The sequence below is a fragment of the Veillonella parvula genome (assembly GCF_032575955.1).
GTDB lineage: Bacteria > Bacillota > Negativicutes > Veillonellales > Veillonellaceae > Veillonella > Veillonella parvula_J.
Window position 1 is genome coordinate 1 of record NZ_JAWFXN010000011.1, and the last position, 18,237, is coordinate 18,237.

The following is an 18,237-nucleotide window of genomic DNA, read 5'->3' on the forward strand; positions in this document are numbered from 1 at the left end:
TCGAACACAGTAGTTAAGCTCATAAACGCCGAAAGTACTTGGCTGGAGACGGCCTGGGAGGATAGGAAGCCGCTGATTGCTTAAAGGCACACCTGAGGGTGTGTCTTTTTTTGTATGGATTTTTATTCTTTTAAGGGAACTAATGAGCAAAGCAGTAGACGTTGAAGTAGTTACTTATATAATTAGCATTAATTATCGTGCTTTGAAGCACATATTTTTCTCATGGATATGGTATACTTAGGCTTATATCATATTTATAGGAGGTCATATGGCTAAAAAAATTGCGGTTCTCGTGAATGAGGATACAATGCAGCGCTGTTCTTGTGGCGGTTGTTTGAAAGCATTTATGAATAAAGCGGATTCCTTTGAGCGTTATGCTGATGAGGATATTGAGTTGGTGGGGTTCACACATAGTGGTGGGGATCTAGCTAAGAAGATTGAGTCTTTTAAGAAAAAAGGTGTTACTACGGTACATCTTTCTACATGTACGCGTGGTAAGAATGAAAATTATGAAAGCATTGCAGAGCAGTGTGCTGAGGCAGGCTTTGATGTAGTAGGCTATACACATGGTGGCGCTGTTTCTAAAGATGGTAAAGAAGCGGTAGTACTTTCAGCTAAACCAGTAACGACAGATCAATAGTTAGAAATGTTTGAATTAACCATAATAGATTGCACCATCTTATGATAGATGAATGATTGTTCCATTATTCATTCTATATTTATCATGAAGTAATATTATATAGGTAGTGTGGAAATTCTGGCGTTTTCTTACATTATATATTGTTTTATTATATAGCTATATCATTGTTTAAGAGGTTGAGAGAATGAACAAGAAACTTACAGTGGCTACTTTATCTATTGCTATGGCAGTGACAATGGCACCTACTATGATGCAAACGGCTTCTGTTAATGCTGCGTCTGCTGCGGTACAATCTTTAGCTGGTGGTGCTATTGCTATGGCTTACGTATCTACTGCATTAAATAAAATGGATAATTCTGCAGAGGGGCAACAGGAGAGTTTGGCGCGCACAAAAGAGAAAACTGGTTACTTAAACGATAGTGCAGCCCAAGAGCGTGTAAATCGAATCATGAAGACATTAGAGGCTACACCTAGTGTAAAGCGTTCTTACGTTGTATATGCAAATCCTGATGAGGAGTTTAATGCGTTTGCCACACTTGGCCGTGTTATGTCCATTAACAAGGGTGCTTTAGATACACTTGATGATGATCAATTAGCCTATGTAATGGCCCATGAAATTTCTCATGGCGAGCATAAAGATATTATTAATGGCGCTAAGAAACAAATTGGTCTTTCTACAGCAGTCGGTATAGCCGCTGGTGGTAGTGAAGGCGCGGCTATTTTATCTAATGTGGCAGGTAATTACTTATCCAATCAAGTGTTTACGATGAGTCAAGAAAAAGCTGCTGATGAGTTAGGCTTTAAGATTTTAAGTGAATCTCCATATAATGTAGGTGGTGCTGCTGGTTCTATGGCAGTACTGCGCAACAAAGTGGGGGAACACTACCGTGAAGGGCTTTCACAGGTGGTAGCACCTAATAACCATCCAAAGTTGTCCGATCGGGTGAACAATAATATTTCTCGCATGTACGCCTATTCTGGGAACCATGTAAATGTATCGAATGGTACTGTGTACGTAAACGGTGATAATATCTATACTCCAGCAGGTAGTGGCCGCTACACAGGCGAAGAGCGTGCTTATTACATGGCTGGTAAATTGGCACGATTGTATCATAACAATCAAGTGACACCAGGTTCTGCATCCTATAGTGGTGACACTGTAACGGTAGCTGGTCAATCCATTGTTTCTACGCCAAATGCAGATGTAGCATTACAAGTGGCAACAAATCTTAACAATGCATTTGTAAAGCCTGCAGGTTCTGCTGTTAATGCGAAAAAACCAGTGAAGGTTAAACAAGAAAAACCTAAAAAGGTAAAAGAAAATAAAAAGATAAAAGCTGATAAAGCTAAAAAATAAATGAGAGTTATAAATGGCATATAATTTGCTTTAAGGATTTATGTTATTATAATCAGAATAATCAGAGGACTGAGCCCATGAAGGCTTAGTCCTCTTTTTATATGGATTGTAATTTTTATAGTTTGAGTATAAGTTTATATGTTAATAAGTTTATATGTTAATAAGTTTATATGTTAATAAGTTTATAAGATGTATTGAGGGATATACGAGTAAGAAATAGACTGTAAAGATATTGTTGATCATAAGTATAATTATTATTCATGTGTAAATAAATTATATTCATAAAGCAATAATAGATTCATAAAAATACAGAGAATCTTTTGAGAATGGAAAGTGAATTGTAATGGGTTTATACCATGAAATATAAGAAATTATCTTGTTAAACATAGTTTCTATAGAAGGTTTTATTATATTTCTTGTAATATTTATGAATTATTTATGCGATAACTTAGTGTTGTCTATATATGGCGGACAGATGTATATTTAAGGTGGATGAAATATGTAGTTAGAATGGAATCCTATAGAAATACCATAACGGTAGGGGGTATAGGGTTATTGTACTTATACATGCTTTATAGGATAATGTCAATGTTGGTGGTTAATCTAATAATATAGATGACCATTTTTTTGTTAAATAATACGTAATTTTATACATTATATGGAGGCTATGATGGAGTATACAATTCACCTATTTAATGCAGGTGGTTTCGTTATGTATCCACTTGTACTATTCATGTTAGCAGCATGTACTATTTTATTTGAACGTATTCGTACGTACAGAAACATCAATCATGAGTTACAACAGTTGTCCGATAGCATTGATGCAGGTCGTAATAGTAATAATTGGTCTACTCTAGAAAATTCTATAAAAAATAGTGATGACGCATTGAGTAGATTCGTGTCTCCTATCGTGGAGTCTGTATATAGTGCGGAAGGTTTAGAGAACCGTTTACATGATGTGGTAGGTTACATGGATGAACGTTTAAAACGTGGCCTTAACTGGCTTAGCATGATGGTAACAATGGCTCCATTACTTGGCCTTTTGGGTACTGTTGTTGGTATGATCCGCTCCTTCGCAGCCGTTGGTGGTGATATTGGTGCGCCTACTGTTATTACAGGCGGCGTATCCGAAGCGCTGGTTGCCACTGCAACGGGGCTTTCAGTAGCCATCGTAGCATTAGCTATCCATAGTTGGTGTACAGATAAAGTAAATTCTGATATTGCAAAGTTAGAGCAAAAATTAGGTTCTATTATGGATTTATATATTAGGAGTCAACGATGAAACGTAGTTCAGTAGGCATACAAAAAGAACCTACCATCATGATTATACCTATGATTGATATCGTATTCTTCTTGCTCGTATTTTTCATGATGAGTACGCTATACATGAATACAGAGGAACAAATTCCTCTTAACTTACCAAAGGCCTCCTCTTCCTCTGCGAAGACGATTGAGCCTATCACGATTTCATTAACAGCTACACATAAAATGTATTTGAATGAACGTGAGATTGCCCCTGATCAATTGGGTAATGAAATTCAAGGGATTGTTGCAAAAGAACCTCAACAGGCATTTATTGTACGTGCCTCTGAGGATATTGCATATAAGGACGTTATCAATATTTTAGATAATCTTAAAATTAGTGGTGCTCGGTTTGTTAGCGTAGCTACAGAACGGAAGTGATTCTATGGTAGACAAACGATATGGAATTCCTTTCGTAGCTGCATTGGTATTAAATCTTGTATATTGGGGTGTTGTAGGTGATTGGTTTGGTCATATAAAACCTCCAGAAACACAAAAAAAAGACTTGGTTATCAACCTCGATATGGGGCAGCAAGAACCTCCTCAAGAAAAGAAGGATCCTGAGAAACTAAAGATTCACCCTGACGACAAACCCGTCGCAGGGGGCGGTAAAGCAGGTAGTGTGTTGCCTGATTTATCGGGAAAGCCCACAGAAGGCTTAAAAAATCTGAATCCTTACTTAGGTGGCAATGAGACGGCATCAGTCAATTTGAATGGTAATACTGATAATCCTGTTGGTAATCCAGGAAGTGGCAATGTACCAGGCCCTGGTGGTGGTAACGTTGGCAATGGTGGTAAAGCTAATGATGGGCTAGGCTCAGAAGTGGGAAATCCTGGTACTAGTAATACGGAAGGTACGGGTTACTTTGATGTTTCTGAATACCGAGCTAGCTTAGATGCTAATAAAGTAATGCCGCCACAAGCTGTTCGACGAGGTATTACCGGAGTAGTTACTATTAGAGTTTATTTTGATGGTGAAGGTAATTATGTAAGTGCTAAAATTGAAGAAAGCAGTGGCTCTAGTCTTCTAGATAATGATGCACTTGCACTTGCAGCTAGGTCAGGCGGTGCTATAAATACAACTGGCGAACCCAAATCAGATGTTTTTTATATAAGATATAGCTTTGAGTAGTGATTTGAATAGCTAGATTTAGTTGGAATAAAATGAATAAAAAGCAACTTTAATATGGAATATATATTATGTAGGGGATATGAGGATACTCGTATCCCCTACACTAAATTGCCCGGTGTTGTAGTATTTAAGCTATAAATTAATAGATTTTAAATAGTTTTTAATAGAAGATATAGGATGATAAATGGAATGAATAAATATGTATATGCGGCCACAATGATAGGTTTATTTAGTGTGACTACTAATGGTTATACTGTAGATGTAACAACTAATCAAAGTCAAGAGGCGGCAAATATTATTAATATAACAGCTAATCGCACAGCGTTATTAGATTTAGATACACCGGTATCGACTTCTGTTATTACCCAAGAGGATATACAAAATAGCGGCGCTAAGACTGCCTTTGATGCGGTCGCCAATGTACCGGGTGTAACCATTAATTCCTTTAGTGCGTCTGGCGCAGATTTTGGTGGCATGGATAGCCGTACGAATATTCGTGGCCTCGACCGCGGTGCACTTGTTCTTGTAAACGGTGTACCTATGAACTTAAATGGTAAGAGCGGAATTGGCTCTATACCTACTAGTGCGATTGAGCGCATCGAAGTCGTGAAGGGGGCAGCCTCCACCTTATATGGTGCAGAAGCTTTGGGTGGCGTTATAAATATCATTACAAAGACGCCGTCAAAAGAGGGCGGTTCTGCTACAGTAGCCGTGGGCAATCGAGGGGCTAAGCGATTTGATCTTTCTTATGGTACTGATCGTTTTCTTATTGGAATTGATAGAAAATACTGGGGAACTCAAGATCCATCTACACCTGTGCGGTATGACTATACGGGTCGCAAGGGTTATGATTACTACACTACGCGCAACAAGGGTAATTCCTTAGGCGTGTTCATGAGTGGTAAGCTTTCAGATAAGATAACCTTAAATTATAATCGCGCTGAAAGCCGTTCCTCCTTTGGTCTGATTAGTACAGAAACAAATCCTATGAGACAGGCTCATCATTCTACGACATATCATTACAAGGATGACCGCAACAATGCATCTTTGACTTATAAGGATGACAATACGACGGGAACATTGTTTTATAATGACCGTACTATGCGTGGTGAAAGCCGTGTTCATAGTGCTAAACAGTTCAAGCCGACCGAAACCAGTTATGTAGCTCGTCAATATGGTATAGATGTACAACATGAATGGGACTTTAGAGGCGGTAAGGACTACCTGATTGCCGGGGTTACAGGTAAGCAAGAAACCTATCGTGCCACACAGGCCCCTGTGTACACACGGCCTCATCGTAATACCTATGCGGTGTACAGTAGCTATTCTCGTGAAATCAATCCAAAATGGACTGCCATTTTGGGCTTGCGCTATACAGCTATTAGTGATCCTATTAAGGACCAACATGTGTTAACGCCTCAGTTCCAATTGTTGCATACCATCAATAAAGATTCCTCCATGTACTTAAATATAGGGAAAGCGTATACGATGCCTAGCTTGAGTGATACATTCCGCAGTGTAAACCGCCAATACACAGCAGTAAGTGGTAAAAATCTTAAGCCTGAAGAGGGTTGGAACTATGAATTAGGTTATAAACGCCTTAATAAGAAGGATAGCTGGAAGGTGGACGTGTTCTATATGGACTTCAAGAACTTCTTCCAATGGCAACCTGATGTAAATGGTCGCCCAACCGTTCGCGTAAACGGTGGTAAATTCCACAATGTTGGGATTGAAGCTGAGTATAGTAGACATTTGTCAGATCGACTCAAAATGAGTGTAAGTGGTTCTTATTCTAATCCAAAACAAAAGGAAATGAATGAAACCTATTGGAAACAAGCGGCTCCTAAGTTACAGTTTACAACCGGTGTTCATTATAAAAGCTCTACGTGGGATGCAGGCACATCTTTGAACTTTGTAACCAAACGTTTGCGCAATCGCGATGGTGGCTTGAACCCTAACATTGCTCTTTGGAATGCTTACGTTGGGTATCACTTTAATAAAGATGCTACATTACGCCTCGATGCACGCAATCTTTTGAATCGTCATAATGTGGTATCCAATGGAGATTATGAATATTGGGATGCACCATTCAATTATGAATTAAGTTATACACAAAAATTTTAATATGTATTAACGATACAATCCCCCGAGAATGCAGTAGTGGTAGGGGTATGGGTTTTGTGCGGTCCAAATAAATGTGTAATAATACAAATATGTAGTTTATATAATTGTGTGAATATATATATGTGTTAAGTGAGGCATTTGGTATGAGACAACAAATTAAGCATCGTATATCTATACTTGTGGGTTTAGCATTGATAGGATTGTCTGTGAATGGATATGCAGCAGAGGTAAGTGCTGATAAGACTCCCACTACAGCTGCATCAAGTGAAACTAATGGAGTATCTGAAATCCATACTATTAATGTAACAGCAAATCGCATGGCTCTTTTAGATTTAGATACGCCGGCTGCGATGGATGTTATTACTCAAAAGGACTTAGCTAATAGTGGTGCCAAAAATGCATTTGATGCGGTTAATATGGTACCCGGCATTACGTCTTTTTCCTATGGTGCATCTGGTCTTGAATATGGGGCTATGGATAGCCGTGTGAATATCCGTGGTCTTGAACGGGGCTCTTTGATTCTCATGAATGGGGTACCGATGAACCTCAATGGCAAGGGCGGACTTAGCTCTATTCCGACTAGCTCTATTGAACGCATTGAAGTATTAAAAGGTGCAGCGTCTGCTTTATATGGCGCTGATGCTATGAGTGGTGTTATCAATGTAATTACTAAGACTCCAAGTAAAGAAGGGGGCTCTGCTACGATAGGTTTTGGTAATATGGGTCGCCAAACTTATAAAATTAACTATGGCACGCCTCGCTTCTTAATTGGTGTGGAACGTAACTTCTTTGGTGCTCAAGATCCAGAAACCCCTATCCGCTCCGATATCGGTGCTTATGCTAGAGGCTATGAATATTATACAGCTCGTAACAAAGGGAATTCCTTAGGTGTATTTATGAGCGGTAAATTAAATGATAAGTTGACTTTGAACTTTAGCCGTTTTGAAGGTAATTCTTCCTTTGGACAGTTGAGTACGGAAACGAATCCTATTAAGCAAAAGCTTCACTCTACAACATATGCTTATAAAGATACTAAAAATAATGCGTCTTTAGTTTATAAAGATGGCAATACTACAGGTACAATCTTCTACAATGATAGAGATTTGTATGGTAAAAGTCGCATACATAGTAAAAAGACATATACGTTGAGTGATAACAACTATATTGCTCGACAATATGGTTTCGATGTGCAACATGAATGGGACTTCCGCGGTGGTAAGGATTATTTCATTGCAGGTGTACTTGGTAAACGAGAAACATATCGCACTAAATCTGGTCCATACTATGGAAATCCACATCGCAATAGTTATGCCATTTATGGTACATACTCCTATCAAATCAATCCTAAATGGACTAGTATTTTAGGCTTGCGTTATTCGGATATTAAAGATCCTGTAAAAAATCAGCGCGTATTAATTCCACAGTTCCAATTACAACATCGTATCAACAAGGAATCATCCATGTACATAAATGTTGGTAAAGCCTTTAGAATGCCGAACTTAAGCGATACTTTCAAGAAAATTAATAAAGGCTATGCCTCTGTTAGTGGACGTAATTTGAAACCTGAAGAAGGTTGGAATTACGAATTAGGCTATAAACACATTACTAACAAAGATAGCTGGAAAGTAGCGCTCTTCTATATGGACTTTAAAAACTTCTTCTCTTGGAAACCGGATAGCAATGGTAAAAACACGATTCGCGTAAATGGTGGTCGCTATAGAAATGTCGGTATCGAAGCCCAATATGGTCGTAAATTAACAGATCACTTAAAAATGACTGTGGGTGCATCGTATTCTAATCCAAAACAACGAGAAATCGATAAGACCTATTGGAAACAAGCTAACCCTAAATTGCAATTTACAGGGGGTATCCATTACAATAGCTCAACCTGGACTGCAGGTAGTAGCATCAACTTTGTCACAAAACGGATGAAGAACCGCGATGGCGGTACAAACCCAAATCTTATAGCTTGGAATGCATACGTAGGCTATCAGTTCAATGAAAACTCATCCTTGCGGCTAGATGCACGTAACTTGTTAAACCGTCATAATGTTATTTCCAACGGCGACTGGGAATACTGGGATGAACCATTTAATTACCAACTCAGCTATACTCAAAAATTCTAGTCTTTATGTAATCACTAATTAGAACTATACAAGGAGTATCATCATGAACAAGAAAATTGGATTTTTCATATGTTTGATGATACTCCTTTGTGTATGTATAGCGGGTTGTGGACCTCAATCGGAGGCAAATGTAACGCCATATACTCGTTATGTTGACAGTCATGATGGCGTTCAAGTTGCTGTTCCAGAGCATCCAAAACGGATTTTATCACTGTCTTCTGCGGTCGACACAATTTTATTAGGACTTATAGAACCAGAGCGTTTAGCAGGCATTAATAAATTGTCTACCTATGAGGAATATTCGCTAGAGGCAAAGCGCGCAAAGTTGGTAAAACCTGTGTTGAGCTCGTATCCTTTGGAGAAAATTATAGCCTTGAAACCGGATCTCGTTATAGCGCCAGATTATATATCGGCTGATGTTATCTATGGTTTACGGCACATGGGTATAGCCACTGTTGTGGTACCTACTCCTTCTACGGTGGACGGAGTGATTCAGAATGTGATGGAGATTGCTCATATTATCGGGGAAGATGAAAAGGGTAGCTTTTACAATCGGAAGATTCACCGTGAAATAGATGAAATAAAGCACCTAGCGGAATCTATTCCACTTGAGCAGCGCAAGACGGTTCTCTTTGTGTCATCTATGGACGGATACACGGGCACAGGAAGCCTTTTTGATGATATGTGTCACTATATGAGCATCTATAATGCACCTGATCGAATTGGTTTACCACCACGAATACCTTTTGGGGAGGAGCGTGTGCTAGCCATGAACCCAGACTATATTTTTATTCCATCCTATAAGGGAATGGACAAAAATTTGGCGGATAGATATTTAAAGAATCCGGCCTTTCAAAATCTACCTGCTATTAAGGAAAATCGAGTTAAACCCTTACCAGCAGCGTACCTGTATACAATGAATCAGCATATTGGTGAAGCGATGCTAGCCATTATGCATACTGTGTATCCTCAATTAGAAAGGAATTCTCATGACTAGACAGAAACAACGCATCATGGCCATAACTCTGATTGGGGTATTGCTATGTATTGTGAGTTTATTGGCACTCCATGTAGGGACCATTATGATCCCTATCGGAGGGGGCGTGCAAAGTATTTTAAATGGCATGGGCATACCTGTGAGCTTCACGGAGCCCATTACGGCTGAACAAGAGGCTGTACTGTGGTATATCCGCATGCCACGCCTTATCATTGGACTTCTCGTGGGAGGCGCCTTGGCATTGGCTGGTGCGGTTATGCAAGGGGTATTCTCCAATCCATTGGCAGATCCAGGTATTATGGGCGTATCCGCTGGGGCATCTCTCGGTGCGGTTATCGCCATTGCTCTTGGCGTAACATCCCTTAGTATGTTTTACATGCCTGCTTTTGCCTTCGTAGGGGCCTTTGTATCCGTTGGAATTACTATTTTGTTAACTTGGCGTAATAACAAGCTCGATACCACAACCTTGTTGCTGGCGGGTGTAGCTGTTAGTATGCTGCTCGGCGCTTTTACATCGGGCATCTTGACCATGATCAATGAGTACCGGTTGCGTGAATTCTTATTCTGGATGGTGGGGGGCCTAGATTTCCGCCGTTGGGATCACGTTTTGCTCGCCGTGGGTCCTATCATGACGGGCAGCGTTATATTGATGATGCTCGGTCGTCACTTGAATGTGCTCGTTCTGGGTGATACAGAGGCGCGTGCCTTAGGCTTGCCTGTTATGGCATATCGCATGGTATTCCTATTTCTAGCATCCGTAGTTACAGCTACCGCTGTATGTGTCAGCGGATCCATCGGCTTTGTAGGTCTTGTAGTACCTCATATTGTACGGCTTTTGGTTGGGCCGGATCATCGAATACTATTGCCTATGGCGGCTGTTGGAGGTGCCTTATTCCTCGTATTCTGCGATACATTAGGCCGCGTCATTGCTCAACCAATTGAGATTCGCGTTGGTATTATGACGGCTCTCTTAGGGGCACCGTATTTTCTTTATTTACTTCATCGCTTGCGTAGTAAAGGAGGGGCCTAATGAAACTAGATGTTCAATCTCTATCCGTCACATTAGGGGAAACCACCATTCTAAAGGATGCGTCCTTTTCTATTGATAGGGGTGAGTTTGTCGGCATTATCGGGCCTAATGGTTCTGGTAAAACGACGTTATTAAAAACCTTGCGTGGTCTCTATCCTACGTCTGGTGGCGATGTTTTGTGGGATGGTAAAAGCATCGCTTCTTTGAGCGACAAGGAAATCGCTCATCATGTGGCGTATATGCAACAGTCCGTAAATGTTTCCTTCGATTATGAAGCCATCGATATTGTGATGACCGCTCGTTATCCGTATCTTAAATGGTGGCAACAAGAGGGACCAGAAGATAAGGTTATCGTTGAACAGGCTATGAAAGAGGTCGGTGTTTATCATCTGCGTAATCGCTCCGTACAAAACCTGAGTGGCGGTGAGCGACAACGGGTATTCTTAGCAAAGGCATTAGCTCAACAAACAGAGGTCTTATTACTAGATGAGCCGACGGCTGCGCTCGATTTAGTGTATGCTGACGATATTTTCCATGAAGGCCGCCGATTATGTGACGAAGGCAAAACGATTTTAATCGTCGTTCATGACTTAGAGTTAGCTGCCAAATATTGCACCAAACTCGTTTTGGTGAGTGATGGTCACATCGTTGATGTAGGTGCACCTCGAGATGTATTGACGGCAGAAAATTTACGAAATGCGTTCCGTTTATCGGCTGCGGTCTATGACGATCCGTACTTTAAACAACAACGTATCTTTGTATTCCCAAAAGGAACTACAAAGATTGATGACTTCAAACAAACCGAAGTTACTTCAGAAATGTCTATTGATCCAAATCTGAAATAGTTAGAATGGATTACGATACTTAGCGTTTTCCTAGGGGTTATTGATTTATTATGTATGGTGATTATTTTGTATTGCGAATCTGAGTGAGGTTAGGTGTATGCTATATCCATTTACTGCTATTGTTGGTCAAGATGAAATGAAATTGGCCTTGTTGCTCAATGCCATAAACCCATCAATCGGCGGTGTGTTAATTGAAGGCGAAAAGGGCACTGCAAAGTCTACGGCTGTACGTGCGTTAGCGAATCTGTTACCTCCTATGGAAACAGGCGCATCAGCGATGTCTGTTGTTGAGCTACCTATCAATGCTACGGAAGATCGTGTTGTAGGATCCATAAATTTGGAAAAGGCATTACAAGAGGGGGTAAAAGCCTTTGAACCGGATATTTTACATGCAGCCCATCAAAATATTCTCTACGTAGATGAGGTTAATCTATTAGATGACCACATTGTAGATATTTTGTTAGACGTGGCAGCTATGGGGGTGAATACGGTAGAACGGGAAGGGGTGAGCCACTCTCATCCATCTCGTTTTATCCTCGTAGGAACGATGAATCCTGAAGAAGGCGACCTTAGACCTCAGCTGTTAGACCGTTTCGGACTATCTGTTATGGTCTATGGAGAACAGGACCCGGCACAACGTATGGAGGTAATCAAGCGTCGCCTCGCCTTTGGCGACAATGCTGAAAGCTTTGTAGCGTCTTACAAGGAATCAGAACGTAGCCTGCACGAACGTTTATTACAAGCTCGTGAAGTATTGCCAGGCATCATCCCATCTGATGATGTGTTGTTGCAAATAGCGAGTATCAGCATAGGTGTCGGCGTTGATGGACATCGCCCAGACATTACGATGATGCATACGGCTCGTGCTCATGCAGCCTTTCACAGTCGCAACCAAATTACAGCGGAAGACCTCAAGGTGGCGGCACGATTAGCTTTAAAACATCGCTTACGTCGCTTGCCATTTGAAGAACAAGGTTACGATGAGGAGCGCATTGATACAGTGGTATCGGCAGTGCTTGAGGGCTAGTTATGGAAACATCTGTACAAGAGGCCCTCAAAATAGGCCTTGTAAACGACCAGATTCATACCATTGTTATTTCTGGAGGTACCGGTGTTGGTAAAAGCTATGTACTTCGTCAGTGCCTCGAGAAATGGCAAATTCCATATCGTTTGATACCTGTTTATATAGATACTTCACAACTACAAGAGTCCATCGATTTTGAAGCATCCTTTGCACAGGGTAAGATGGTTATGGCATCTGGCTTATTAGGTGATACGAGTAATCGATGCTGGGTTGTCGATGATGCTCACGTTCTGTCGCCTGAAGTCCGTCATGCACTATTGGTAGAAGCGAAACGTCGTCAAATACTACTGATACTGACCATAAACCATGAGGATAGAACCTTAAATGATGTGGAGTGGGAACTCGTAGATGTGCATGTATCTATGGATGTACCTACACTACAATCTAAGGTGAAGGTGTTACAACGAAGGCGAGATGAAATTGAGCCTTCATCTGAGGATTTATTGAGCCTAATAGATTCTAAACAAGTTCAATCTATAGTTGTTCCTGATGCTATGCTTTCACTGGCTATATCCTATGCATTGCAAGCTCGAACCGTAGGTCATGGAGCAGAGTATGTATTATTACAAGTGATGAAATCACTGGCAGTTCTTGATGGTAGTTCTTACTGTAAGCCATCTCATGCGGAACGAGCCGCTCTCTATGTACTGCCTCATCGCATGAAACGCAATGATACACCTGAGTCTCAGACTTCACAAGGAGAGGCATCTAATAGTGCAAGTGACCAAAACCAGTTGCAGGAGAATACCGAATCAGCAACGGATGATTCGGATGTAGACGACTCTAATAACTCTGATTTTAGAGATTCCAAGCGTGATGAATCCCATTCTGACGAGTTAAACTCTAATGGGTTGGATAATTCAAATATCGATGGTCATGACGGCTCACGTGATATGGATTTTGATGATGGTAAATCAAGGACATCCAATCATCCAGAAACATTAGAGTCTACAGCGAATGAGTGGGGAACTTCTGATTCAATAAATACTTATAGTGACACATCTAATGGAATATCTTCTTTATGTTTGCCCGATACTGTTGCCCGTATAGCTAACCAGTTCTTTCAATGGAAATTGCAATCTTCTAAAACGGTAGACCGTCAGTATCGTAAAGGTTCTGGTCGGCGCCTTATGACTAGAACAAAGGATACTAGGGGGCGCATGATTCGAGCGTATCAAGATGAACAGGCTTTAGAGGATTTGGCTTTAATTGACACATTGCGTGCAGCCGCACCGTATCAACGATTGCGGGCCGTTGAAAGGGTAAAACAATTACAGGTAGATACCCCATTAAATGTAGTGGAGCAATCTGTTACATCGGAATGCTTATGTCAAATGGACCCACAAGCAGAGCGTCATGATTTAAAAGGGCTATCTATTGTAGTAAAACCTCAAGATTACCGCCGAAAGGCTCGGGAAAAGAGGATTGGTGCGTATCAGCTTTTCGTAGTGGATGCTAGTGGCTCTATGGCAGCTCGCCATCGCATGGAGGCGACAAAAGGTGCGATTTTGAGCCTCTTGCGTGATTCTTATGTTCACCGTGATTCGGTGGGACTCATTGTATTTCGCAAGGACTCCGCAGAGGTATTATTGCCTTTCACCCGTAGTGTAGAGCGAGCAGAACGACTGTTAGCTACATTGCCAACGGGGGGCAAGACGCCCTTAGCCCAAGGTTTACGAGTCGCCTATACTATGTGTGATAGATTGCTTCGCAGACATTCGGCGGAGCGGATTCAAATGATTTGTATTACCGATGGTCGTGCTACTTCGGGTGCTTCTGAGGACCCTGTAGGAGAGGCGAAACAATGGGCTCGTATTTTAGGGACCTTGCCAGTAGACTATATCGTTATCGATACGGAAACGGGCTTTATCAAGCTCGGCTTAGCTAAGGAATTGTGTAAATTAATGAATGGCAGTTATTATGCGATGGACTCTATTACGTCAGATAGTATTTTGCGCGTATCGCGGAGGTAGATCATGAGTCGACTCCTGTATATTTCTAATTTAGGAAAACAAATCCAATATATAGAAAAAGCTGTTGCTACTTACCCGGAACTCTTACAGGGCGAGGTGGACCTTTGCAATATGAAAAAGCCTCCTCAATGGGATGCTGACTTTGAAAGTCGCTTACGCGCTGCCGATGTAGTTCTGGTAACGAATATGGGGGTTGGTTTAGACTCGCCCTTCTTAGAACGTCTGGAACGCTGGTTATATGCACATCATCCTAAATACTGGATTGATGTAGTAGAACCTAAGAAAACAGATATTTTATATCGCAATTTGGATGAGGATAAACGGGTCCTTCTTGAAAGCTACCGCCGAACCAGTGGGGTCATGAATTATGTACGCTTAATCAATGGTGCTTTCAGTACAAAACCTACCTCTGAATGGGAAGAGCCAGATCCTATTCCTTGGCAAGCCATTATGGGTCGAGAAGGCAATATCTACGAAACTTATGATGAGTTTATGGATGCCGAAGGGCATCGAGATTGGCCATCTATAGCGGTGTACTTTTACCGTGACGAGTGGATTATGGGGGATATTTATTATCAACAGGCCTTATTTGAAGAAATTTATAAACATCAGTACAATCCGATTATTTTTTATGGGCAATACGGTTCGAATCCTCGCGTAGGCATTCCGAATATGAAATTGTCCATGAACCATCTTTTTGGGAAGGATATATTCCCCTTTGACGTGCTTATCAACACTTGTAAATTCTCCTTCCAGTCCTTAGGGGCTCAAACCTTGGAGGAGTTAAAATTACAGGACGTACCTATCGTTCAAGGGTATACCATATACATGGATGAGAAATCCTGGGCCGAGAATCCACAAGGTGTAACACCTTTAGACGTGAATTTATCTATATCTCAGCCTGAGCTAGATGGTGTTATTCAAGGCGGTGTTGTGGCATGCCAAACCTATGATGAGCGTGGACACTATGTGTACTTGCCTGTGAAAGAACGCATCGTTGCTATTGTACAACGAGCTATTAAATGGTCTACATTGCGCCATATCCCTGTATCGGAGCGAAAAGTGGCCGTTATATTACATAACTATCCGCCTAAGAACTCCAACATTGGCTCTGCCGCAGGTCTTGATACACCTGAGTCGGTGCTACGGTTATTGCGAGATATGAAGGCGGAAGGTTATACCATCGACACGGTGCCAGAAACAAGTGCAGACTTGATGGATGTGGTAACGTCTCATATGACGAATGACCGCTTCATGCTCACCGATGAACTACTAGCCTCTGCAGAAGGTCGGTTAAGTAGCGATGATTACAAAGCATATTTTGCTACGCTGCCGGAAGATACGCAGGTGGCGATGATTAAATCTTGGGGCGAAGCCCCAGGGGATGTATTCGTCTACGATGATGACGTGATTATCCCAGGTTTCTCTAATGGCAATCTGTGGATTACGGTACAGCCACCCCGTGGATTTGGGGAGAATGTATCGGCCATTTATCACGATCCTTGCTTGCCTCCACCACATCAATACTTAGCGTTTTATCACTGGGTGCGCGATGTCTTTGAAGCTGATGCAGTTATCCATGTTGGTACCCATGGCTCTCTAGAATGGCTGCCCGGTAAGGGGGCTGGACTCAGCGCTAGTTGTTATCCGGAAATCGGCATCTCTAGTTTGCCAAATATTTACCCGTACTGGACAACCATCATTGGAGAAGGCATACAGGCTAAGCGGCGTAGTTCAGCCTGTTTAGTGGGCCACTTGTCGCCACCGATGACGACGGCGGGACTTTACGATGGATTTGAAGAACTAGAAGCTTTACTAGATGAGCATAGTCATTTTGAACAGGAGCATCCTGAGAGTGTAGCTGATATAGGCGAAGTGATTCGCGAAAAGGCCTTGGCCTGTCATCTTATCGATGAAAAAAAGGGACCTACTATGGTGGTGGACGATATAATTACAGAAGTTCACGAAAAGCTAAGCGATTTGAAACATATGCAAATGCGCAATGGTTTACATATCTTGGGTCAAGGCCCTGAGGGGACAGATTTAGAAGAATTTATTACCGCTATCATACGGACCCCTCAAGGAGATATTGCATCAGGTCTTGAAACGCTAGCCGCTGAGTTAGGGCATAATTGGTCGTATCTAGAGGAACATGCTGGCGAAATCAATGATGACGGAATTCGTAATAGTGTGATTATCGATCGAATTTGGCAGGAATTACGAGCGTTTGTGTCTAATATTATACATAAACCAGATTATAAGGCGCCTCAAAGTTTAGAGCCTTTGGTAGATGCCATAGTTCGTGAGTATATACCTAAATTAGGTCAAACCCAAAATGAGCTCAGCTCTATCTCTAAAGCGTTACAAGGAACCTATGTTGAACCTGGCCCCGGTGGAGCCCCATCGAGTGGTCAAGTCGATGTATTACCTACGGGTCGTAACTTTTATGGTTTAGATGAAAGAGCCTTGCCTACAAAGATAGCCTACCAATTAGGTATAGAGCTTGCAGATCAAGTTATGGCTGATTATATTTTAAATGAACAGCGCTATCCCGAGACGATAGGGATTATCTTATGGGCTAGTAGCAACTCTAGAAGTCATGGTCAGTGTTTAGGTGAATTCCTCTACTTGTTGGGGGTTCGTCCTAAATGGCAATCTAACGGTCGTATTTCAGGTCTCGAGGTTATTCCGCTAGATGAATTACAACGCCCTCGTATCGACGTGATGGGCCGCATCAGTGGTCTTATTCGAGATATGATGCCTACTGCCATTAGTTGGCTCGACAAGGCAGTTGAAATGGTAGCAGAATTAGATGAGTCCTTGGAAGACAACTACGTGAAAAAGCATATTCATGATGATGTGGATTGGCTTGTTGAACAAGGTGAAGATCCTATGCTAGCCACTAAAAAGGCGCGCCTTCGTATCTTTGGCGACCCACCACAAGCCTATGGCACGGGTGTGGGTGCCCTGATTGAAGGGAAAAATTGGGAGTCCTTAAGCGACATTGCACAAGTTTACAGCAAGTGGAGTAGCTTTCACCTGCATGAGGACATTCCTCAGGATATGAGGCTATTCCAACGGCGATTAACTACGATGGATGTAACCATTAAGAACGAAGATAATCGGGAAACGCACATTTTGAGTGCTGATGATTATTACAGCTATCATGGTGGTCTCATTGCGGCGGTGCGAAATGCAAAAGGTAGTGCCCCTCGTGCCTATGTGGGGGATAGTACAGATCGCAGCCGCGTCGTGATGCGGTCCTTATCGGATGAGTTTCGCCGCGTTGTACAAGGGGAAACGCAGAATCCGAAATTCATTCAGGCCATGATGAACCATGGCTACAAAGGGGCATCGGATATGTCTAATGTGGTTTCTCATAGTTTTGGCTGGGATGTTACCAGTGATGTGGTGCCTGACTGGGTTTATGAGGGGTATGCTAACAAATATGCCTTAGACAAAGTGGTGCAAGACTGGATGCGCAATGTAAACCCTTGGGCCTTACAGCGCATTGCAGAAATTTTGTTAGAAGCCGCTCAACGTGGCTATTGGTATGCAGCTCCAGATATGCTGGAGGAATTGCAGTCTCTATATATTTCAATGGAAGGTGTTATAGAAGGTCGTTAA

At 41.8% G+C, this 18,237-nt stretch carries 13 protein-coding genes; all 13 read left to right on the top strand.

Annotation, left to right across the window (positions count from 1 at the left end; all coding sequences use genetic code 11):
• Positions 1 to 268 precede the first annotated feature (268 nt).
• The 13 genes from E7L28_RS08480 to cobN all read left to right on the top strand — a co-directional run bounded on the left by E7L28_RS08480 (position 269) and on the right by cobN (position 18,237).
• Positions 269 to 640 (top strand): CGGC domain-containing protein, encoded by a 372-nt coding sequence (locus tag E7L28_RS08480; RefSeq protein ID WP_278467304.1) that lies wholly within the window; start codon positions 269 to 271, stop codon positions 638 to 640.
• A 184-nt stretch (positions 641 to 824) separates the two neighbouring features.
• Positions 825 to 1,997 (top strand): M48 family metallopeptidase, encoded by a 1,173-nt coding sequence (locus tag E7L28_RS08485; RefSeq protein ID WP_316711589.1) that lies wholly within the window; start codon positions 825 to 827, stop codon positions 1,995 to 1,997.
• A 670-nt stretch (positions 1,998 to 2,667) separates the two neighbouring features.
• Positions 2,668 to 3,279: a MotA/TolQ/ExbB proton channel family protein gene (locus tag E7L28_RS08490; RefSeq protein WP_004694376.1), complete on the top strand. Its 612-nt coding sequence runs from the start codon at positions 2,668 to 2,670 to the stop codon at positions 3,277 to 3,279.
• On the top strand, positions 3,276 to 3,680 hold the full coding sequence (locus tag E7L28_RS08495; protein ID WP_012863667.1) for an ExbD/TolR family protein: 405 nt from the start codon (positions 3,276 to 3,278) through the stop codon (positions 3,678 to 3,680). Before E7L28_RS08490 ends, E7L28_RS08495 begins: the two co-directional genes overlap by 4 nt.
• A gap of 4 nt (positions 3,681 to 3,684) precedes the next feature.
• Positions 3,685 to 4,431 carry an energy transducer TonB gene (locus tag E7L28_RS08500; protein WP_316711590.1) on the top strand — a complete coding sequence of 249 codons (747 nt, stop codon included), beginning with the start codon at positions 3,685 to 3,687 and terminating at the stop codon, positions 4,429 to 4,431.
• Positions 4,432 to 4,608: 177 nt separating this feature from the next.
• The gene (locus E7L28_RS08505) at positions 4,609 to 6,555 is read left to right on the top strand and encodes a TonB-dependent receptor (RefSeq protein WP_316711591.1); all 1,947 of its coding nucleotides are present in this window, start codon (positions 4,609 to 4,611) and stop codon (positions 6,553 to 6,555) included.
• 143 nt (positions 6,556 to 6,698) lie between these two features.
• Complete coding sequence (locus E7L28_RS08510; RefSeq protein ID WP_278452077.1) at positions 6,699 to 8,681, top strand: TonB-dependent receptor plug domain-containing protein; 1,983 nt, start codon at positions 6,699 to 6,701, stop codon at positions 8,679 to 8,681.
• A 43-nt stretch (positions 8,682 to 8,724) separates the two neighbouring features.
• Complete coding sequence (locus tag E7L28_RS08515) at positions 8,725 to 9,678, top strand: ABC transporter substrate-binding protein (protein WP_278452078.1); 954 nt, start codon at positions 8,725 to 8,727, stop codon at positions 9,676 to 9,678.
• Entirely contained in the window at positions 9,671 to 10,708 is a 1,038-nt protein-coding gene (locus tag E7L28_RS08520) for a FecCD family ABC transporter permease (protein WP_278452079.1), read from the top strand. The genes E7L28_RS08515 and E7L28_RS08520 overlap by 8 nt, the downstream gene beginning before the upstream one ends.
• Positions 10,708 to 11,553, top strand: a complete 846-nt coding sequence (locus tag E7L28_RS08525; RefSeq protein WP_278452080.1) for an ABC transporter ATP-binding protein — start codon at positions 10,708 to 10,710, stop codon at positions 11,551 to 11,553. Before E7L28_RS08520 ends, E7L28_RS08525 begins: the two co-directional genes overlap by 1 nt.
• Positions 11,554 to 11,650: 97 nt before the next feature.
• A complete protein-coding gene (locus E7L28_RS08530) occupies positions 11,651 to 12,580 on the top strand; it encodes an ATP-binding protein (protein ID WP_316711592.1) in 930 nt (309 codons plus the stop codon).
• 2 nt (positions 12,581 to 12,582) lie between these two features.
• On the top strand, positions 12,583 to 14,610 hold the full coding sequence (locus E7L28_RS08535) for a VWA domain-containing protein (protein WP_316711594.1): 2,028 nt from the start codon (positions 12,583 to 12,585) through the stop codon (positions 14,608 to 14,610).
• A 3-nt stretch (positions 14,611 to 14,613) separates the two neighbouring features.
• Entirely contained in the window at positions 14,614 to 18,237 is a 3,624-nt protein-coding gene (gene cobN, locus E7L28_RS08540; protein ID WP_316596769.1) for a cobaltochelatase subunit CobN, read from the top strand.